Raw genomic sequence first — 19,583 nt, 5'->3', positions numbered from 1 at the left:
AACCTGGCGGTATTCCGGCCGTCCTGCCTCCGGTGACCGTTGCTGAACTGTGACGGAATGAACAACCCATGTTCATCCACCGTTCACCGTCCGACCGCATCGCGGACACCCTGCCTCCCTACGGTCAGAGCTGGTCGGGCGCCCTGGTTCCGGCCCACCGAGACAGAGGATGGAATGACCGTGAAGCTTGCAGGTAGCCGCCGTCTGGCGGGAGTTGCCGCAATCAGCGCTCTGGCGATCACCCTTGCGGCCTGTGGCGGCAGCGAGGCCGACGAGAACACCGAGGCCGGCGGCGAGGACACGGCCGCCGCCGCCGAGCTCTCCGGCACGCTGCCCGGCGCCGGTGCGTCGTCGCAGGAGAACGCGATGAACGGCTGGCTGGCCGGTTTCACCGAGCAGTACCCCGACGTGCAGGCCTCCTACGACCCGGTCGGGTCCGGCACCGGCCGCGAGCAGTTCATCAACGGCGCCACCCTGTTCGGCGGCACCGACTCGAAGTTCGACGAGGAGGAGCTGGCCGCCGGCGCCGAGCGCTGCTACGGCGGCGAGGTCGTGGAGCTGCCGCTGTACATCTCCCCGATCGCCGTGGCCTACAACCTGCCCGGCGTCGAGGCGGAGAACCTCGACCTGCAGCCGGAGACCCTCGCCGCGATCTTCAACGGCGACATCACCAAGTGGAACGACCCGGCCATCGCCGAGACGAACCCCGACGTCGAGCTGCCCGACCTGGACATCGTCCCGGTCAACCGCTCCGACGACTCCGGCACCACGGAGAACTTCACCGAGTACCTCGCCGCCGCCGCGGGCGACGCCTGGCCGCACGAGGCCAGCGAGACCTGGCCGATCTCCGGCACCCAGTCCGGCGCCCAGACCTCCGGCGTCGTCTCGACGCTCGAGGCCGCCGAGGGCACCATCGCCTACCTCGACGCCTCCCAGGTGCCCGAGGGCTTCGGCACCGTGGCCGTCGGCGTGGGCGAGGAGTTCGTGCCGTTCTCCCCCGAGGCCGCCGCGGCCGTCGTCGACGCCTCCCCGGCCGCCGAGGACGCCACCGACCTTCGCCTGACCATCGACCTGGCCCGCGACACCGAGGAGTCGGGCGCCTACCCGATCGTCCTGGTCTCCTACACGATGGCCTGCTCGCTGTACGAGTCGGAGCAGGACGCCAACAACGTCAAGGCCCTGCTGACCTACATCGCGTCCGAGGAGGGCCAGCAGCGCGCCGCCGACCCGTCGGTCGCCGGTTCGGCCCCGATCTCCGAGGACCTGCGCACCAAGGTCACCGCCGCGATCGAGCAGATCTCCGTCGCCTGACGCTGATCCGCACCGCCACGGGCGGGGTCGTCCCGCCGGGGAAACCCGGTACGGACGGCCCCGCCCGTCGCCGTGCCGGCCCGGAATGGTCCAGGCACATCCGTCCGCCTAGAGTGTGGCGCGGCATGAAGCGCTGACCTCAGGAGGAACCACGTGCGGGCACCATCTCGGAGGGCCGGGATCGCGGTGACCGCGTGCATCCTCGCTCTCCCGCTGGCGGCGTGCGGCGCCGACGACGGCGGATCGGGCCTGTCCGGCTCCCTGCCGGGTGCGGGTGCCTCGTCCCAGGAGGTCGCCATGACCGCCTGGCTCGCCGGGATGAACGACGCGCACCCGGGGGTACTGGTCTCCTACGACCCCGTCGGCTCGGGCACCGGCCGGGAGATGTTCCTCAACAGCGCCATCCTCTTCGCCGGTTCCGACGCCGCCATGAGCGAGGAGGAGCTCGAGAAGGGGCGCGACCGGTGCTTCGGCGGCGAGGTCGTCGAGCTGCCGCTGTACATCTCCCCGATCGCCGTGGCGTACAACCTCCCCGGTCTGGACGCCGAGCACCTCAACCTCACGCCGGAGACGCTCGCCAGGATCTTCGACGGGGACATCGCCACGTGGGACGACCCCGCCATCGCCGAGTCGAATCCCGACGTCGAGCTCCCCGCCACGGAGATCGTGCCGGTCAACCGCTCCGACGACTCGGGCACGACGGAGAACTTCACCGAGTACCTCGCCGAGGCGGCCGGCGACGCGTGGCCGCACGAGCCGGGCGAGACCTGGCCGATCTCCGGCACCCAGTCCGGCACCCAGACCTCCGGCGTCGTGACCACGATGCAGGCGGCCGAGGGGACCATCGGCTACGTCGACGCGGCCCAGGTCCCCGACGACCTCGGGACCGTCGCCGTCGGGGTGGGGGAGGAGTTCGTTCCCTTCTCGCCCGAGGCCGCGGCCGCCGTCGTCGACGTCTCGCCGCCGGCGGAGGGCGCGACGGACCTGCAGCTGACCATCGACCTGGCCCGCGACACCTCCGAATCGGGCACCTACCCGATCGTGCTGATCTCCTACACGATCGCCTGCTCGCGCTACGAGTCCGAGCAGGACGTCGAGAACGTCAAGGCCCTGCTCGGCTACATCGCCTCCGAGGAGGGACAGGCACGGACCGCCGACCCCTCCGTCGCGGGATCCGCCCCGATCTCCGAGGACCTGCGCGCGAAGGTCACCGCCGCGATCGACCAGATCACGGTCGCCTGAGCGGGGCCCGGGGACCGTGCGACGTACCGGATCGCGGACGCCTGTGAGGGAGACGACAGGCCCAGTTCACCGTCCGTTCACCTTTCGCCTGCCTCACGGACACCGGCCATGCCTAAGGTGCAGGGCGTCGGCTGTCGTGAACCCGCAGTCGCCTGCAGCCCCCAGTGCAGGCTCCGACACGGTCCTTTCGTACCGCTGACCCCCGAACCGCTACCCCCGGAGGACCCGTGGCAACCGTCACCACTCCTGACGCCCCGCCCGGGCGCGCCCCGGCCCCCCGGCTGAGCGACGCGCCCGGCCGACTGGGGAACAAGATCTTCGCCGGAGTCTCCACCGGCGCCGGCATCACCATCCTCATCATCCTGGCGGCGGTCGCGGGGTTCCTCATCCTGCGGTCGTGGCCCGCGATCACGGCCTCGCAGGAGGAGTACGACACCGTCGGGTTCATGCAGGGCAAGGGCCTGTGGGCCTACATCGCCCCGCTGATCTTCGGGACCCTGCTCTCCTCGGTGATCGCGCTGATCATCGCGGTGCCCCTGAGCATCGCCATCGCGCTGTTCATCTCGCACTACGCACCACGGCGCGCCGCACAGGGACTGGGCTACATGGTGGACCTGCTCGCCGCGATCCCGTCCGTGGTCTACGGCATGTGGGGGATGTCCTGGCTCGTCCCCCAGCTCCAGCCGTTCTTCGCGTGGCTGTCCGGCACCCTGGGGTTCATCCCGCTGTTCGCGGACTTCCAGGCGCCGGCGAAGAACATCATGTCCGCGGGCATCGTGCTGGCCGTGATGATCCTGCCGATCATCACCGCCACCATCCGGGAGGTCTTCCTCCAGACCCCGCGCCTGCACGAGGAGGCCTCCCTGGCGCTGGGCTCCACGCGCTGGGAGATGATCCGGATGGCTGTCTTCCCGTTCGGCCGCTCGGGCATCATCAGCGCGTCGATGCTGGGCCTCGGCCGTGCGCTCGGCGAGACGATGGCCGTCCTGATGATCCTGTCGCCCGGGTTCCTCATCAACTTCTACCTGCTCAAGCCCGGCCAGCACCAGTCGATCGCCGCGAACATCGCGAACCAGTTCCCGGAGGCCTCGGGCCTGGGTGCTGACGTGCTCATCGCGACCGGGCTCGCCCTCTTCGCCATCACCTTCGGCGTGAACCTGCTCGCCCGCTGGATCATCGCCCGACGCGCCGAGTTCTCGGGAGCGAACTGATGACCACCACCACCGCACCCGTGCTCCAGCACGCCGGCCACCTGCCGAGGTGGGCGCCCTGGGCGATCCTCGCCGGCGCCTTCGCCGCCGCGTTCCTGCTCCTCACCGTCGTCTCGGAGCCGACCGTCGCGTCGGTGGCGCTCGTCGGCGGCATCCTGTTCGTCGTCGCCGTCTGGGCCGCGTCTCGCGCCGTCGAGGGTCCGCGCCGCGCGAAGGACCGCCTCGCCACGTCCCTGGTCACGGGGGCGTTCATCCTGGCGATGATCCCCCTCGTCTCGCTGGTGTGGATCGTCCTCGCCAAGGGCGCGTCCCTGATGAGCTGGGACTTCCTGACGACGGACATGACCGGCATCTTCGGTGACATGCGCGAGGGCGGGGCCCTCCACGCGATCATCGGCACCCTCTGGGTGACCGGCATCGCCTCGCTGATCTCCATCCCGCTGGGCATCTTCACCGCGATCTATCTCGTCGAGTACGGCAAGGGCCGCCTCGCGCGGGCGATCACGATCCTCGTGGACGTCATGACCGGCATCCCCTCGATCGTCGCCGGCCTCTTCGCCTTCGCCTTCTTCACCATCATCGTCGGGCCGGCGTACCGGTCCGCCTTCATGGGCGCCATCGCCCTCGCCGTCCTCATGACCCCGGTGGTCGTGCGCTCGGTGGAGGAGATGCTCCGACTCGTCCCCAACGAGCTGCGCGAGGCGTCCTACGCCCTCGGCGTGCCGAAGTGGCTCACCGTGGTCAAGGTCGTGCTGCGCACCGCCATCGCCGGCATCACGACCGGCGTGATGATCGCCATCGCCCGCGTGATCGGCGAGACGGCCCCGCTGCTGATGACCACGGGCATCATCGCCACCACCAACAACGACCCGTTCGAGGGCCGGATGGCCACCCTGCCCGTGTTCGCCTACCGCCAGTACGCCCAGGGCGGCGTCGGCGTCGAGCGTGCCTGGGCGGCCGCCCTGACCCTCGTGGCGATCGTCATGCTGCTCAACCTCGTCGCCCGCCTGGTGAGCCGGTACTTCTCCCCGAAGGGCATCTCGTGACCCGGCCTGCCGCGCACCGCCCCGCGCGCCACCCCCGCCCCCTCCGCCCCGCCAGCGCGGGCCGCGCCGCCGGCCCCGGAAGGAACCCCCATGTCTAAGCGCATCGACGTCAAGGACCTCAACGTCTACTACGGGGACTTCCTCGCGGTCGAGGGCGTCAACATGACCATCGAGCCGCGCTCCGTCACCGCGCTGATCGGCCCCTCGGGCTGCGGCAAGTCCACGTTCCTGCGCACGCTCAACCGCATGCACGAGGTCATCCCGGGCGCCCGCGTCGAGGGCGAGGCCCTCATGGACGGGCAGAACCTCTACGCCTCGGACGTCGACCCGGTGCAGGTGCGCCGTCAGGTCGGCATGGTCTTCCAGCGGCCGAACCCGTTCCCCACGATGTCCATCGCGGACAACGTGCTCGCCGGGGTCAAGCTCAACAACAACCGCATCAAGAAGTCCGAGGCCGAGGCCCTGGTCGAGGAGTCGCTCCGGGGCGCGAACCTGTGGAACGAGGTGAAGGACCGCCTCGACCGGCCCGGCTCGTCCCTCTCCGGCGGTCAGCAGCAGCGGCTGTGCATCGCGCGTGCGATCGCGGTCAAGCCGCAGGTGCTCCTCATGGACGAGCCCTGCTCGGCCCTGGACCCGATCTCGACGCTGGCCATCGAGGACCTCATGGCCGAGCTGAAGGACGAGTACACCATCGTCATCGTGACCCACAACATGCAGCAGGCCGCCCGCGTCTCCGACCGGACCGGCTTCTTCAACATCGCCGGCACCGGCAAGCCGGGCCACCTCATCGAGATGGACGACACCGAGAAGATGTTCTCCTCGCCGTCCGTGAAGGACACCGAGGACTACATCTCCGGCCGCTTCGGGTGAGCCGGCACGACTGACGAGAGGGGCCCCTCGGGGCCCCTCTCTCGTGTGCGGCCGCTGCCCGGCCGGTCCCTGGCTGAGCCGTTCCCCGGCTCAGACTGTCCCTCGCCCGGACGGTCCCGTGCTCAGCGGGCGGCGCCCCGCAGCGACTCGCTGACCGGCGTCTCGGAGAGCAGGATGCACAGCGAGGTGCGGTCGTCGGCCTGGACCCACCCCTCCTCCGTGGGCGAGAGGGTGGAGAAGTAGATCTCCGACTCCGCGTACGGCACTCCGACGAACTCCTCGAACCGGACCGCGCACTCCTTCTCGGCGAACTCCTCGATCGCGGCGCGGCCGGGGTAGTCGTCGTCGCCGGCGTGACGGACGGCGGCGAAGACCTCGGCGTCGTGAGGCTCGGTGCACTGCTTGGTCTCCACCTGCGTCACCTCGGCGCCCTTCAGCTCCGACTGGTCGAGGCAGTCGCCGACCTCGAGAGCGACGACCTCCGCGCCCCGGGAGCACCCGGCCGGGAGGAGCAGGGCCGCCGCGGCCACGGCGGGGACGATGCGGGCGCGCATGGTGCTCCTCGGTGTGGTCGTTCGCGGCGGTGCGCACCACCACGCTAGTGCCGGACCGCGGTGCCGGGCACGCGGAACCGCGTCCGCGCGTGCGACCGGGGCTCGCCGCCCGGTCAGCGCACGAACGGGCTGAGCACCAGGTACAGGGCGGCCGCGACGGCTGCCGACGCCGGGATCGTCAGCACCCAGGCGACGGCGATGTTCCCGGCCACGCCCCAGCGCACCGCGGAGAGCCGCCTCGTGGCCCCCACGCCCATGATCGCCGAGGTGATGGTGTGCGTGGTCGAGACGGGGGCGTGGAAGGCGAACGCCGCGACGTACAGCACGGCGGAGGAGACCGACTCGGCGACGAAGCCGCGGGCGGGGTCGAGCTGGATGACGCGCCGGCCGAGGGTGTGCATGATGCGCCAGCCGCCGGCGTAGGTGCCGAGCGAGATGGCGGCCGCGGCGGCGAGCTTGACCCACACCGGGATGTTGCTGCCCTCGTGCAGCCCGCCCGCGGCAAGCGCCAGCACGATCACGCCCATCGTCTTCTGCGCGTCCTGGAGCCCGTGGCCCAGGGCCATCGCGGCCGCGGAGATCGTCTGGGACAGCTGGAAGCCGCGCAGGGTCCGCCGGTAGGGGAAGGAGCGGACGGCCCACAGCGTGAGAACCATCGCCGCGTAGGCGAGCACGAAGCCGATGACCGGCGAGAGCACCATCGGCAGGGCGACCAGCAGGCCGATGACCTCCCAGTGCACCGTCGCGGCGGCGGCCAGGCCGGCGCCGAGCAGCCCGCCGATCAGGGCGTGCGAGGACGACGACGGCAGGCCGAGCCGCCAGGTCACCAGGTTCCACGCGATGGCGCCCACGAGCGCGGCGAGGACGACGCCGAGGCCGTCCGCGCCCCCCGGCGTCGTGATGATGCCGGAGCCGATGGTCTCGGCGACGCCGGTCCCGAGCAGCGCCCCGAAGAGGTTCATCACCGCCGCCAGGACCACCGCCGTGTGCGGTGTGAGCGCCCGGGTGGTGACGGAGGTCGCGATGGAGTTCGCGGCGTCGTGGAAGCCGTTCGTGAAGTCGAAGACGAGCGCGACCGCCACGACCACCACCACGAGGAGGAGGACGAGATCCACGGGCTCAGGACTCCTTGAGCGCGATCGTCTCGACGCTGTTCGCGAGCCGCTCGAAGCAGTCCGCCGCCTCCTCGAGGGCGTCGAGAACCCCCTTGAGCTTGATGACCTTGATGGGGTCGGCCTCCTCGTCGAACAGCTCGGCGACCAGCCGCCGGTACGCACGGTCGGCCAGGTGCTCGAGCCGGTCCACCTCGACCCAGTACTCGTGCAGGTCGGTGGTGGAGCGGAGCCGCGGCATCGCCTGGGCCGTCAGCTCGGCGCAACGGTGCAGCACGCCGACCAGCTCTCCCACGCCGGTGGGCAGGACCCCGACCTTGTAGAGCACCATGAGGTCGCCGGCCTCGTCGATCGCGTCCATGCAGTCGTCGATCCCGCTGGCCAGGGAGTACATGTCGTCGCGGTCGAACGGGGTCACGAACGTCTTGTTGAGGCGGCTCAGGAACGCCCGGGCGCTCTCGTCGGCCGCCTGCTCGACCTCGTGCAGGCGTTCCGCCAGCCGGACGCGCTGGGTGCGGTCGGCGCTGAGCATGCGGGTGAGGAGGTCGGCGCCCTCGACAAGGTGTCCTGCGCTCGTGGTGAGCAGCTCGAAGAAGGCGCCGTCCTGCGGGGTGAGCCGGAATCGCAACGAGACTCCCTGACGTGGACGTGACCGGCGGGTGAACCGGCGGTGCCCAGGCTAAGCCAGGAAGGTCGCTCCCGAGGAACCGCGCGTCGTCGCGCCAGGGGGAGTGAGGACGCCGGGCCGGAGAGCGCCAGTCGGCGCGAAGGCCGCTCTTGGCGGCTTGTGTTGGAGCCCGGGGCTTTCGCGACCCGGCGTCACGCTCCACTGTACGGCAGTGCTTCCGGGCCCGCGCAAGCGCAGGGCGCACCTGGGGAGACGACGACGACGGTGCCGCAGGTCAGCGCGCGGGCGTCGGCGTGGCGATGGTCACGGTCCCGCCGCAAGCTCACCGTCCGGGCGCGCCGCTCCCGCGCTCCTCGCGGCCTGCGCGCTCCTCGCCGCCGGTGCGGTCGTCGCGGCCGTCGCCGCCGTCCCGCCCGCGGGGGTCGAAGCGGTACCCGACGTTGCGCACGGTGCCGATGAGCTGGTCGTGCTCGCTGCCCAGCTTGGCGCGCAGCCGCCGCACGTGGACGTCCACGGTGCGCGTGCCACCGAAGTAGTCGTAGCCCCACACCTCCTGGAGGAGCTGGGCGCGCGAGAGCACGCGACCGGGGTTCTGGACCAGGTGCCGGAGGAGCTCGAACTCCTTGTAGGTCAGGTCGAGGTGACGGCCCCTCACCCGGGCCGTGTACGCCGAGGCGTCGATGACGAGATCCCCGGCCTCGAGCCGGTCGGCAGAGCCGGACGGCTCCGGGTCCGGTCGCGCGACCTCCGCGATCATCCGCAGGCGGGCCTCGACCTCCGCGGGACCCGCGCTGACCAGGACGACGTCGGCGGCACCCCACGAGCGTGAGACCGCGGTGAAGCCGCCCTCCGTGAGCACGAGGAGCACTGGCGGGGCCGCCATGGGGCCGCTCAGGCCGCGGCACAGGGTCCGGGCCGCCACCAGGTCCGCCCGGGCGTCGAGGAGCACCACGGCCGCGCCGTCGTCCTCGACGACGGAGGAGAGGGCCGGCGGAGCGACCCGCACATGGTGCGTGAGCAGGGTGAGGGCGGGCAGCACGGCGGCCGCGCCGCCGGGGTCGGCGGTGAGCATCATGAGTTCCGCCACGGGCACCCTCCTCACGGGTGGCCACACTCTAGCGGGACCGTGAGGCGTGCCCTGACGCGTGACCGGCGTCCGGGAGGCGGCCTCTCCCATCTGCAACAATCGCCGGGTGACCACCTCCGCCCCGTGCCGACCGGGCGGCGGAGCATCCCCTCGGGGCGGGGTCTCCCGATGATGGGCGCATCCACCCGTGCGGTGTTCACGGCGCTCGGCGCCGCCACCGTGGCGCTCGCCGGGTACGCCTCCCTCGACGTCCTCACCGGACTGGTGCTCGCCCTCTGCCTCGTCTTCGCCTCCGGGTGGCCGCGACTGCTCTCGCTGCCGACCGCCCGTGGCGGCAGCCTGGTCATCGCCCTGGTGGCGCTGGCCGCCGTCGTCGTCGTGAGGGTGGCCACCTTCGGCGACCTCGCCGTCGTCATGGGCCTGGCCGTCGTCGCGGCGTTCGTCCACCAGATGCTCCGGCGCGACGGCCGCCCGCGGCTCGTCGAGTCGGTGGCGGGCGTGGTCTCGGGGACCGTCGTCGTCGTCTCCGCCTCCGGCTGGCTCGCCGTCGAGGAGGGCGTGGTCAGCGCGGAGCTCGTCGTCACCGCGGCGGCCGCGATCGCCGCCGCCGCGGCCGTCACGGCGCTGAACGCGGCCACCCGGCTCGTCGCCGCGCTCGCCACGGTGGTCGGCGGCGCGGTCGGCCTGCTGACCGGCGCCCTGCTCGGTGACGTCGGCGCGGTCCCGGGCCTGCTGGTCGGCCTCGCCGCGGGGATCCTCACGGCCGCCCTGCACATCCTGTTCGGCCGGTTCCCCGCCTCGCGGCGCGTCCGCCCCGCCCTCGCCGCAGCCCTGCTGCTGGTGCTCGCCTCGGGCGTCCCGGTCTTCCTCGTGAGCCGGCTCCTGAACGGCTGACCCCCTCGCGCCCCGCGACGACTAGCCTGGCACCATGCCGTTCCAGCTCCCTGACGACCTCGCCCCGGAGTGCTACCCGCTCGCCTGGCTCCTCGGCTCGTGGCGCGGCTTCGGCCTGCTCGGCTACCCCGGCGTGCCGGAGACCCCCTTCGTGCAGGAGATCGTCTTCGACCACGACGGCGGGCCCTACCTGCGCTCGACGTCGACCATCCACCTCGCCGACCCCCAGGGGTCCGGGCCCATCGCCCGGGAGATGACCGGGCACGAGGGGGCCGCGGCCCTGGTCCGCGGCCAGCTCTGGTCCACCGAGACCTCCTACTGGCGGCCCGTGCCGAACGGGCACCCCACCCCCGCGGAGGGGGACGGCGCCCCGCGGACGAGCGCCGGCGCGCCCGCGCCCGCCCCGACCGAGCTCGAGGTGCTCGTCGCCGACCCCGCCGGCCAGATCAGCGTCTACGTCGGGTCCGTGCGGGGCCCGCGGATCGACCTCTCCACGGACGCCGTCGTGCGCACCGCCACCGCCGCCGAGATGACCGGCGCCACCCGCGTCTACGGGCTCGTCCAGCGGGACCTCATGTGGGCGATGGACCTGGCCGCCTTCGGCCACGAGCTCCAGTCCTACGCGTCCGGCCGGCTGAGCCGGGAGGAGTGAGATGACCGCCACCGAGGAGACCACCTACCGAAGCCCGCTGCTGGACCGGCCCGGCGCGGTCGCCGACTCCGGCCCGGACGCCGGCGTCGCGCTGCACTACGGCGACCCCGTCCACGAGCAGCGCGCGCTCGCCCGCGGCGAGGCGATGGTCGACCTCTCCCACCTCGGCGTCGTCACCGTCACCGGCCCGGACCGGATCAGCTGGCTGAACACCCTCAGCTCCCAGCTGCTGCTGGGCCTCGAGGCCGGCGCCTCCACCGAGCTGCTGCTGCTGGACGTCAACGGGCACGTCGAGCACGCCCCCGCGGTCCAGGACGACGGCGAGCGCACCTGGCTGATCACCGAGGCGGCGGACGCCGCGCCCCTCGCCGCGTTCCTCGACTCGATGCGCTTCATGCTGCGCGTGGAGGTCGAGCGGCGCGACGACGTCGCGGCCGTCGGCACCGCCGGCGGCGGCTGGTCCGTCCTGGCCGACCACCCGGCCCGCCTGCTGACCTGGCAGGACCCCTGGCCGCGCACCGCCCCCGGCTCCACCCACTACGGGCCCCCGGACGCCGAGCACCCCGGCATCGAGATCCACCGCGCCCTCACCCTCGTACGGCGCGACGCGCTGGCCGCGGTCGCCGCGGACTTCTGCGCGCCGACGACGGAGCCGGGCGCCCGCCCGCGCCGCCTCGCCGGGACGTGGGCGTGGGAGGCGCTGCGGGTGGAGGCCTGGCGCCCGCGCCTGGGGCGCGAGGTGGACGAGCGCACCATCCCGCACGAGCTGGACTGGCTGCGCACGGGCGTCCACCTCAGCAAGGGCTGCTACCGCGGCCAGGAGACGATCGCGCGCGTGGTCAACCTCGGCCGACCGCCGCGCCGGCTGGTCATGCTGCACCTCGACGGCTCCGAGCACCTCATGCCCGGCCCGGGCGAGGAGGTGCGGCACGGCGAGAAGGTGGTCGGGCGCCTGACCACCGTCGTGCGGCACGAGGAGCTCGGACCCGTGGCGCTCGCCGTCGTCAAGCGCAGCGTCCCCGCCGACGCCACCCTCACCGCCGGCGGGGTCGCCGCCGCCCAGGAGATCGTCGTCGGGACCGACGGGGTCACCGACGTGCGGCCCGCCGAGCGTCCGGGGGCCGGTCTCCGCCGTCGCGACCTGCGGTCATGACGGCCCGCCCGGCACGCCCGGGCGCGGAGCGGTCCGGCGCGGACGGGCCCCGGTCGGGCGCCGAGCGGTCGAGCGCCGAGGCACCCCGGTCGGGCGCGGAGCGGTCCAGCGCCGAGGGGCGCCGCCCGGCACCCGACGCGTCCGGCGCCCGCGCGCGCCGTTCCGGCGCAGCCCGGCTCGTCGCCGCCGGGATCGGGCGGACGATGGACCTGCGCCGCTGGCGCGTGGTGCTGCGGGTCCAGGCGCGCCAGGGTCGCCGCCGGACCTCCGACGCCTTCGTCCCGATCCTCACCGCGGCGCTCGCCGCGGGCCTGGCCTACCTCGTCTCGGGCAGTCTCCTCGGGCACCAGCTGCCGATGTTCGCCCCGATCGCCGCGTGGGTGTGCCTGGGGTTCAGCCCGGACCGTCAGCTGCGCCGGGTCGCCGAGATGGGCGCCGGCGTCACGCTCGGCGTGGGCCTGGGGGAGCTTTTCGCGGCCCTGTTCGGCGCCGGGCCCGTGCAGATCTTCGCGGTCCTCCTCTTCTCCGCCCTGACCGCCCGGTTCCTCGACCGGGGCCAGCTCTTCACCACGCAGGCGGGCGTGCAGTCGATCGTCATCGTCGCGATGCCGGCCAGCATGTTCACCGACGGCGCCGTCGGCCGCTGGTCCGACGCGCTCGTCGGAGCCGCGCTCGCGCTCCTCGTCACCGCGCTGCTGCCCGGCGACGTCGTGCGCCGGCCCCGCCGCCTCGGCCAGGAGGTGCTCGGGGAGCTGGCCTCGATGCTCGCCACCCTCGGCCGGGGGCTGCGCACCGGCGACCCGCAGCTCGCGGCCGACGCGCTGGCGCAGGGCCGCGGCACGCAGGGCGGGCTCGACGCGTGGGTCACCGCGGTGCGCAGCGCGAAGGAGCTCGTCCGGGTCAACCCGGCGCTGCGCGCCGAGCGCGCCACCATCGCCGAGCTCGGCCGGGTGAGCACCCTGGCGGACCGGGCCATGCGCAACGCCCGGGTGGTCTGCCGGCGCGCCGTGGTCGCCATCGAGGAGGACGGGCCGTCCCCCGACATCGCGGACGAGGTGGACGCCGTCGCCACCGCGCTGAGCTCCCTCGCCGCGGCGATCGGGCACGGCGATCCGCCCGAGCACGCCCGTGCCACGCTCGTGCGGGTCTCCGCGACCCTCGTCCCGGTGCTGCACGCCGAGGAGGGCTGGCGCAAGCAGACGCTGGTGTCGCTGCTGCGCTCGCTGGTCGTCGACGCGCTGCAGATGACCGGCATGTCTCGCCGGCAGGCGATGGCGCAGCTCGCCGAGGGCTGAGCCGACGGCGCGGCTCCGTCCGGCGGGCGGTCAGCCTAGGACGACGTCCTCGCCCACGACCGTCACCGGCACCGGGGGCAGCGGCTCGCTGGCCGGCCCGGTGACGACGCCGCCGTCGGCGAGGGCGAAGGCCGACCCGTGGCACGGGCAGTCGATCTCCGCCCGCCCGATCTGCACGGTGCAGCCCGCGTGGGTGCAGACCGCTCTGAACGCCCGGACCGTGCCGGCCTCCGGCTGCACGACCACCACGGGGGCGCCCTCCACCTCCAGCACGACGCCGGAACCGACCGGCACGTCGCTCACCGCGAGCAGCCGCGTGCCGGCGGCCGAGGGCGGGGGAGCGGCGGCTTCGCCAGGACCGTCCCCACCGCAGCCGGCGAGCAGGGGGACGGTGAGAAGGCCCGTGCCGGCCAGGAGCACGCTGCGACGGGCCGGTCCCGCCCCGGGGGTGATGTCCACCCGCCCATCGTGCCCGCTCGTTACGCTGCGGGGGTGATCGCCAACGTGCAGGTGCTGCTCTTCCTTGCGCTCTCCCTCGTCCTGCTGGGCATCGAGCTGTGGGCCCTCGTGGACGCCGCCCGGCGGCCGGCGGGCGCCTTCGCCTACGGGGGCAAGCGCACCAAGAAGTTCTGGGTCCTGCTCACGGCGGCCGGCGCCCTCGTCGGGTTCATCGCGATCCCGCCGCCGCTGGGACTGGGCATCCTGGGCACGTTCACGATGTTCATCGCGGTCGTCCCGGCGGGCGTGTACCTCGCCGATGTCCGGCCCGCCGTCAGCGGCTACGGGGGCGGGCGACGCCGGCCCCCGAGCCAGGGCGGCGGCTGGTGAGGGCCGTCCTCCAGCGGGTCACCCGCGCGTCGGTGACCGTCGGCGGCGAGGTCGTCGGCCGGATCGACCGCCCCGGGCTGCTCGCGCTCGTCGGTGTCACCCACGACGACGGCGCCGAGCAGGTGGAGCGGCTCGCCCGCAAGATCGCCGAGCTGCGGATCCTGCGGGACGAGCGGTCCGTCGCGGACGACGGCGCGCCCGTGCTCGTCGTCTCCCAGTTCAGGCTCTACGCCGACGTGCGCAAGGGGCGTCGGCCCACCTGGAACCACGCCGCGCCGGGGGCGGTCGCCGAGCCGCTGGTCGACGCGGTGGCCGACGCGCTGCGGGACCGCGGCATCGAGGTCGCCACCGGTCGCTTCGGCGCGGACATGGCTGTCGAGCTGGTCAACGACGGCCCGGTGACGCTGCTCGTGGAGGTCTGAGCCGTCTCGCGACCCGCGCCACGCCCGTCCACAGGCTCGTCCGCCGGCCGGACGCCGTCGGTGCAGGATCGGGGCATGGAGATCGAGGCCGTCAGGGGCGACATCACCCGCCAGGACGTCGACGCCGTCGTCAACGCCGCCAACTCCTCGCTGCTGGGCGGGGGAGGCGTGGACGGCGCGATCCACCGCGCCGCCGGCCCGGGGCTGCTCGAGGAGTGCATGGAGCTGCGGCGCACCGAGCTTCCCGACGGCCTGCCCGTCGGGAGGGCCGTGCCGACGGCCGGGTACCGGCTGCCGGCACGGTGGGTCATCCACACGGTCGGGCCCAACGCCCACCGGGGCGAGACCGACCCCGCGCTGCTGGCGGCCTGCTTCACCAGCGCGCTCGTCGTCGCCACCGACGTCGCCGCCCCCACCGTCGCCTTCCCGGCCGTCAGCGCGGGCGCCTTCGGGTGGGACGTGGCCGAGGTGGCCCGCGTCGCCGTCGAGGCGGTCGGTGCGTTCGCCGCGTTCCAGACGAACCGGGACGGCGCCGAGGTGTGCGGCACGCAGGTCCGGGAGATCGGCGCCACCAGGATCGAGCTCGTGCGCTTCGTGCTCCACGACGACCGCGCGCTGCGCGCGTTCAGCCGGGAGCTGGGCTGAGGCTCCGCACCTCCCGGGCGCGGGCGGCGTCCCCCGCGCGCCCGCCGGGCCCGATTGTGCTCCGCGCAGCCGATTCTGCGAGCCGGACCCACGCGTCACGCCGGTGGCGAACACGGGCAGTTCCGCGAGGTCCCCGCCGTTAGCCTTGACGAACGCTGCCCAGACCGGTTGCCGCCGGGTACTGGCCGAGGTAGCCGCCCGTGAGGAGTGCACATGTTTGAACGATTTACCGACCGTGCCCGACGCGTGGTCGTCCTCGCCCAGGAAGAGGCGCGGATGCTCAACCACAACTACATCGGCACCGAGCACATCCTCCTCGGCCTGATCCACGAGGGAGAGGGCGTCGCCGCGAAGGCGCTCGAGGCCCTCGACATCTCGCTCGAGGCGGTGCGTGCGCAGGTGACCGAGATCATCGGCGAGGGGCAGCAGTCCCCGTCCGGTCACATCCCGTTCACGCCGCGAGCCAAGAAGGTCCTCGAGCTGTCCCTGCGCGAGGCGCTGCAGCTCGGCCACAACTACATCGGGACCGAGCACATCCTGCTCGGCCTCATCCGCGAGGGCGAGGGCGTCGCCGCCCAGGTGCTCACCAAGCTCGGCGCGGACCTCAACCGCGTCCGCCAGCAGGTCATCCAGCTCCTCTCCGGCTACCAGGGCAAGGAGCCCGTGGCCTCCGGCGGCCCGGCCGAGGGGCAGCCCTCGGGCTCCGCCGTCCTCGACCAGTTCGGCCGCAACCTCACCCAGGCCGCCCGCGAGGGCAAGCTCGACCCGGTCATCGGCCGCAAGCTCGAGGTGGAGCGGGTCATGCAGGTGCTGTCCCGCCGCACCAAGAACAACCCGGTCCTGATCGGCGAGCCCGGCGTCGGCAAGACCGCCGTCGTCGAGGGCCTCGCCCAGGACATCGTCCGCGGCGACGTGCCGGAGACGCTGAAGGACAAGCAGCTCTACACCCTGGACCTCGGCTCCCTCGTGGCCGGGTCGCGCTACCGCGGTGACTTCGAGGAGCGCCTGAAGAAGGTGCTCAAGGAGATCCGCACCCGCGGCGACATCATCCTGTTCATCGACGAGATCCACACCCTCGTCGGGGCGGGTGCCGCCGAGGGCGCCATCGACGCGGCCTCGATCCTCAAGCCCATGCTGGCCCGCGGCGAGCTGCAGACCATCGGGGCGACCACCCTCGAGGAGTACCGCAAGCACATCGAGAAGGACGCTGCCCTGGAGCGGCGGTTCCAGCCGATCCAGGTGGCCGAGCCGACGCTCGCGCACACCATCGAGATCCTCAAGGGCCTGCGCGACCGGTACGAGGCGCACCACCGCGTCTCCATCACCGACGAGGCGCTCGTGGCCGCCGCCACCCTGGCGGACCGCTACGTCTCCGACCGGTTCCTGCCGGACAAGGCGATCGACCTCATTGACGAGGCGGGCGCGCGCCTGCGCATCCGCCGCATGACGGCGCCGCCGGAGCTGCGCGAGCTCGACGAGCGCATCGCCGAGGTTCGCCGTGAGAAGGAGTCGGCGATCGACGACCAGGACTTCGAGAAGGCCGCGCGCCTGCGCGACCAGGAGAAGACCCTGGGCGAGCGCCGCACCGAGCGGGAGAAGGCCTGGAAGAACGGCGACCTCGACGCGGTCTCCGAGGTGGACGAGGAGCTCATCGCGGAGGTGCTGGCGATGTCGACCGGCATCCCGGTCTTCAAGCTCACCGAGGAGGAGTCCTCCAAGCTCCTCCACATGGAGGACGAGCTGCACAAGCGCGTGGTCGGCCAGGACACGGCCATCAAGGCGCTCTCGCAGGCGATCCGCCGCACGCGCGCCGGTCTGAAGGACCCCAAGCGCCCGGGCGGGTCGTTCATCTTCGCCGGCCCCACCGGCGTCGGGAAGACCGAGCTGGCCAAGGCGCTCGCCGAGTTCCTCTTCGGGGACGAGGACGCGCTGATCCAGCTCGACATGTCAGAGTTCTCCGAGAAGCACACCGTCTCGCGGCTCTTCGGCTCCCCGCCCGGGTACGTCGGCTACGAGGAGGGTGGCCAGCTCACCGAGAAGGTGCGGCGCCGTCCGTTCTCCGTGGTGCTGTTCGACGAGGTGGAGAAGGCCCACGCGGACATCTTCAACTCGCTGCTCCAGATCCTCGAGGACGGCCGCCTGACCGACTCCCAGGGCCGCACGGTGGACTTCAAGAACACCGTGATCATCATGACGACGAACCTCGGCACCCGGGACATCGCCAAGGGCCTGCTGACCGGCTTCCAGGCCGGCGGCGAGCTGTCCAACAGCTACGAGCGGATGAAGACGAAGGTCAACGAGGAGCTCAAGCAGCACTTCCGGCCCGAGTTCCTCAACCGCGTGGACGACGTCATCGTCTTCCCGCAGCTGTCCGAGGCGGAGATCATCCAGATCGTCGACCTGATGATCGCCCGTCTGGACCAGCGCATGCGCGACCAGGACATGACGATCGAGCTCACGCCGTCGGCCAAGGAGCTGCTCGCCGAGCGCGGATACGACCCGGTGCTCGGGGCGCGTCCGCTGCGCCGCGCGATCCAGCGCGAGATCGAGGACGTGCTCTCCGAGAAGATCCTCTTCGGCGACGTCAAGCCCGGCCAGAAGATCCTGGTCGACGCCGAGGGCGAGGGTCTGCTCGGCCAGTTCACCTTCACGGGTGTCCCGGCCGGGGAGATCGTCAAGCCCGAGCCGGTCGCCGTCGGGCACGGCACGACGGTCGAGCAGCGTGACATGCCGACGGCGCCCGAGGGTGGCGGCGCCGGCGGCGGCGGTCAGCTGCAGCCCGGTTCCTGACCGGTAGACCCACCGCACGGGAAGGCCCGGCGACCATCTGGTCGCCGGGCCTTCCGGTGTCTTCGTCAGGACCGGTTCGGTGAGCGTGCGGCCGTCCCGTCGTCCGCCCCGGTCGGCGAGCCGTGCCGTGTCCGGCCCAGTCCCGCGCGCCTCCGGGGCCGGTCGACGCGTCGCGGGCGCCCGCGTGTCACAGGTAAGTGCCTCCGGGCAGATGAAGTCGGTCTGGAACGACTTACCGGGCGAAGGAGCACTTGATGGACACGAGGGGCAGCCGGAGATCGTGGCAGACAGGCCGGCGAGCGGTTCGCACGGCAAGCGGCCGCGGAGATGGGTGCAGGGGTGGAGCCCGACGGGCTCGATTCTCAGGCGCCCGAGTGTCACCAGAAAGTGCCTCCGGGCAGATGAAGTCGGTCTGGAACGACTTACCGGGCGAAGGAGCACTTGATGGACACGAGGGGCAGCCGGAGATCGTGGCACACAGGCCGGCGAGCGGTTCGCACGGCAAGCGGCCGCGGAGATGGGTGCAGGGGTGGAGCCCGACGGGCGCGATTCTCAGGCGCCCGCGTGTCACAGGTAAGTGCTTCCGGGCAGATGAAGTCGGTCTGGAACGACTTACCGGGCGAAGGAGCACTTGATGGACACGCGGGGGGAGCCGGAGATCGTGGCAGACAGGCCGGCGAGCGGTTCGCACGGCAAGCGGCCACGGAGATGGGTGCAGGGGTGGAGCCCGACGGGCGCGATTCTCAGGCGCCGACGCTGACGAGCTCGCCGTCGCTGCTCGTGACCGGCTGGCGGTACCGCTCCACGAACGCCCGCACCACAGCGTGCGAGGCGCTGACATCGGCGCGGGAGATCCGCTCGATCACGCCGTCGACCTGGTCGGCGGGGAAGTAGCCGGAGTGGCGGTAGACCTCGATGCGCGTGATCAGCGCGGCCCGGTCCATCTCGGGGTGGAACTGCGTGACGTACTGGTTGCGGCCCAGGCGGAACGCCTGCACCGGGCAGGCCGCCGAGGTGGCGAGCAGCGTCGCGCCCGGCGGCACGGCCCTGAGGGCCTCCTTGTGCCCGACGTAGGACTCGAACGCACCCGGCAGGCCACCGAGCACCGGGTCCCGCCGGCCCTCGGCGGTCAGCGTGATCAGCGCGGCGGAGGTCTCCTCGGCGTAGGTGCCGTCGACGACGCCGCCCGCCCTCCGGCCGAGCGCCCCCACCCCGAAGCACAGCCCGAGGAACGGCAGGTCGCGACGCTGCACCTCGGCGAGGACGACGTCGAGCTCGGCCTCGACGCGCCGCTGCGTCGGGCTCTTGGACGCCTGGGGCACCGACGTCGTGAACGGGCTCCCGCCGAGGATGACGCCGGCGTAGTCGTCCAGGTCCAGAGAGAACGGTCCGGACTCCATCCGCACGCGCACGAGCTCCTCGGGACGGAGGCCGCCGTGGCGGAGGAACGAGGCGTACTCGTCGTCCGCCGCGACGTCCTCGCTGCGCGAGGCGAGGAGCACGAAGGGCTTGCCGGGCATGGTCAGAGTCCACCACCGCCCGCCCGCATCGGCGCTGACCGTCCGCCACGTGTCGTCCTGGCGGCCGCGCGTCCGGATGGTGGGACGGGCCTGGACGGAGCTGGCGCCGTCGTCGTCCCCGGTCTAGACGTCCCTGACGGTCCAGGGGACCCGACGGTCCAGGGGACCATACGGTCCAGACGTCCTGACGGTCCAGGGGACCCGAAGGTCCAGAGGCCCGACGGTCCAGAGGCCCGACGGTCCAGACGACCTGACGGTCAGCGGTCCGGCGCCCCAGACGTCCCGGCGTGCGGGCCCGTCCGTCCAGATCTACCGTGGAGGCG

19 protein-coding genes are annotated in these 19,583 nt (G+C 72.7%); 13 read left to right on the top strand and 6 right to left on the bottom strand.

The genetic code is table 11. The annotated features are described in order from the left end of the window. Positions 1-174 precede the first annotated feature (174 nt). From pstS to pstB, 5 genes are all read left to right on the top strand, one after another. Complete coding sequence (gene pstS, locus ABD774_RS08285; RefSeq protein ID WP_345039730.1) at positions 175-1,311, top strand: phosphate ABC transporter substrate-binding protein PstS; 1,137 nt, start codon at positions 175-177, stop codon at positions 1,309-1,311. A 153-nt stretch (positions 1,312-1,464) separates the two neighbouring features. Next, positions 1,465-2,553 carry a phosphate ABC transporter substrate-binding protein PstS gene (locus ABD774_RS08280; protein ID WP_345039728.1) on the top strand — a complete coding sequence of 363 codons (1,089 nt, stop codon included), beginning with the start codon at positions 1,465-1,467 and terminating at the stop codon, positions 2,551-2,553. A 227-nt stretch (positions 2,554-2,780) separates the two neighbouring features. Further along, entirely contained in the window at positions 2,781-3,764 is a 984-nt protein-coding gene (gene pstC / locus ABD774_RS08275; RefSeq protein ID WP_425554511.1) for a phosphate ABC transporter permease subunit PstC, read from the top strand. After that, positions 3,764-4,810: a phosphate ABC transporter permease PstA gene (pstA, locus tag ABD774_RS08270; protein ID WP_345039725.1), complete on the top strand. Its 1,047-nt coding sequence runs from the start codon at positions 3,764-3,766 to the stop codon at positions 4,808-4,810. Before pstC ends, pstA begins: the two co-directional genes overlap by 1 nt. Positions 4,811-4,900: 90 nt before the next feature. Then, positions 4,901-5,680: a phosphate ABC transporter ATP-binding protein PstB gene (gene pstB / locus ABD774_RS08265; RefSeq protein ID WP_345039722.1), complete on the top strand. Its 780-nt coding sequence runs from the start codon at positions 4,901-4,903 to the stop codon at positions 5,678-5,680. 122 nt (positions 5,681-5,802) lie between these two features. Here the strand turns inward: pstB and ABD774_RS08260 are convergent, their stop codons facing one another. The 4 genes from ABD774_RS08260 to ABD774_RS08245 all read right to left on the bottom strand — a co-directional run bounded on the left by ABD774_RS08260 (position 5,803) and on the right by ABD774_RS08245 (position 9,061). Further along, the gene (locus ABD774_RS08260) at positions 5,803-6,234 is read right to left on the bottom strand and encodes a septum formation family protein (protein WP_345039720.1); all 432 of its coding nucleotides are present in this window, start codon (positions 6,232-6,234) and stop codon (positions 5,803-5,805) included. Between the two features lie 113 nt (positions 6,235-6,347). Next, positions 6,348-7,349, bottom strand: a complete 1,002-nt coding sequence (locus tag ABD774_RS08255; protein ID WP_345039718.1) for an inorganic phosphate transporter — start codon at positions 7,347-7,349, stop codon at positions 6,348-6,350. A gap of 4 nt (positions 7,350-7,353) precedes the next feature. Further along, positions 7,354-7,974, bottom strand: coding sequence for a DUF47 domain-containing protein (locus ABD774_RS08250; RefSeq protein ID WP_345039715.1), 621 nt, complete (start codon positions 7,972-7,974; stop codon positions 7,354-7,356). Between the two features lie 322 nt (positions 7,975-8,296). Then, positions 8,297-9,061: a winged helix-turn-helix transcriptional regulator gene (locus tag ABD774_RS08245; protein ID WP_345039713.1), complete on the bottom strand. Its 765-nt coding sequence runs from the start codon at positions 9,059-9,061 to the stop codon at positions 8,297-8,299. 171 nt (positions 9,062-9,232) lie between these two features. On the opposite strand from ABD774_RS08245, the gene ABD774_RS08240 reads away from it, so the two are divergent. From ABD774_RS08240 to ABD774_RS08225, 4 genes are read left to right on the top strand one after another with little or no spacing between them, the layout of a single operon-like run. Next, on the top strand, positions 9,233-9,955 hold the full coding sequence (locus ABD774_RS08240) for a hypothetical protein (protein WP_345039710.1): 723 nt from the start codon (positions 9,233-9,235) through the stop codon (positions 9,953-9,955). Positions 9,956-9,989: 34 nt separating this feature from the next. Beyond that, the gene (locus ABD774_RS08235; protein WP_345039708.1) at positions 9,990-10,607 is read left to right on the top strand and encodes a heme-binding beta-barrel domain-containing protein; all 618 of its coding nucleotides are present in this window, start codon (positions 9,990-9,992) and stop codon (positions 10,605-10,607) included. 1 nt (position 10,608) lies between these two features. Further along, on the top strand, positions 10,609-11,760 hold the full coding sequence (gene ygfZ / locus ABD774_RS08230; protein WP_345039706.1) for a CAF17-like 4Fe-4S cluster assembly/insertion protein YgfZ: 1,152 nt from the start codon (positions 10,609-10,611) through the stop codon (positions 11,758-11,760). Then, the gene (locus tag ABD774_RS08225; RefSeq protein WP_345039704.1) at positions 11,757-13,055 is read left to right on the top strand and encodes an FUSC family protein; all 1,299 of its coding nucleotides are present in this window, start codon (positions 11,757-11,759) and stop codon (positions 13,053-13,055) included. Before ygfZ ends, ABD774_RS08225 begins: the two co-directional genes overlap by 4 nt. 30 nt (positions 13,056-13,085) lie before the next feature. On the opposite strand, the gene ABD774_RS08220 is transcribed toward ABD774_RS08225, so the two are convergent. Then, a complete protein-coding gene (locus ABD774_RS08220; RefSeq protein WP_345039701.1) occupies positions 13,086-13,514 on the bottom strand; it encodes a Rieske (2Fe-2S) protein in 429 nt (142 codons plus the stop codon). Positions 13,515-13,547: 33 nt separating this feature from the next. Between ABD774_RS08220 and ABD774_RS08215 the strand changes: the two genes are divergently transcribed. The 4 genes from ABD774_RS08215 (at position 13,548) to ABD774_RS08200 (ending at position 17,740) form a co-directional block, all read left to right on the top strand. Further along, positions 13,548-13,883, top strand: a complete 336-nt coding sequence (locus ABD774_RS08215; RefSeq protein WP_345039699.1) for a DUF2516 family protein — start codon at positions 13,548-13,550, stop codon at positions 13,881-13,883. Continuing rightward, positions 13,880-14,305, top strand: a complete 426-nt coding sequence (dtd, locus tag ABD774_RS08210) for a D-aminoacyl-tRNA deacylase (RefSeq protein ID WP_345039696.1) — start codon at positions 13,880-13,882, stop codon at positions 14,303-14,305. The genes ABD774_RS08215 and dtd overlap by 4 nt, the downstream gene beginning before the upstream one ends. Positions 14,306-14,380: 75 nt before the next feature. Continuing rightward, positions 14,381-14,950 (top strand): O-acetyl-ADP-ribose deacetylase, encoded by a 570-nt coding sequence (locus ABD774_RS08205; protein ID WP_345039694.1) that lies wholly within the window; start codon positions 14,381-14,383, stop codon positions 14,948-14,950. Positions 14,951-15,163: 213 nt separating this feature from the next. Beyond that, the gene (locus tag ABD774_RS08200) at positions 15,164-17,740 is read left to right on the top strand and encodes an ATP-dependent Clp protease ATP-binding subunit (RefSeq protein WP_345039692.1); all 2,577 of its coding nucleotides are present in this window, start codon (positions 15,164-15,166) and stop codon (positions 17,738-17,740) included. 743 nt (positions 17,741-18,483) lie between these two features. On the opposite strand, the gene ABD774_RS08195 is transcribed toward ABD774_RS08200, so the two are convergent. Beyond that, on the bottom strand, positions 18,484-19,260 hold the full coding sequence (locus tag ABD774_RS08195) for a glutamine amidotransferase (protein WP_345039689.1): 777 nt from the start codon (positions 19,258-19,260) through the stop codon (positions 18,484-18,486). Positions 19,261-19,583: the final 323 nt, after the last annotated feature.

It is taken from the genome of Georgenia daeguensis, from assembly GCF_039537705.1.
In the GTDB taxonomy this organism is placed as follows: Bacteria; Actinomycetota; Actinomycetes; order Actinomycetales; family Actinomycetaceae; genus Georgenia; species Georgenia daeguensis.
This window is presented reverse-complemented; position numbering and strand designations above follow the sequence as displayed.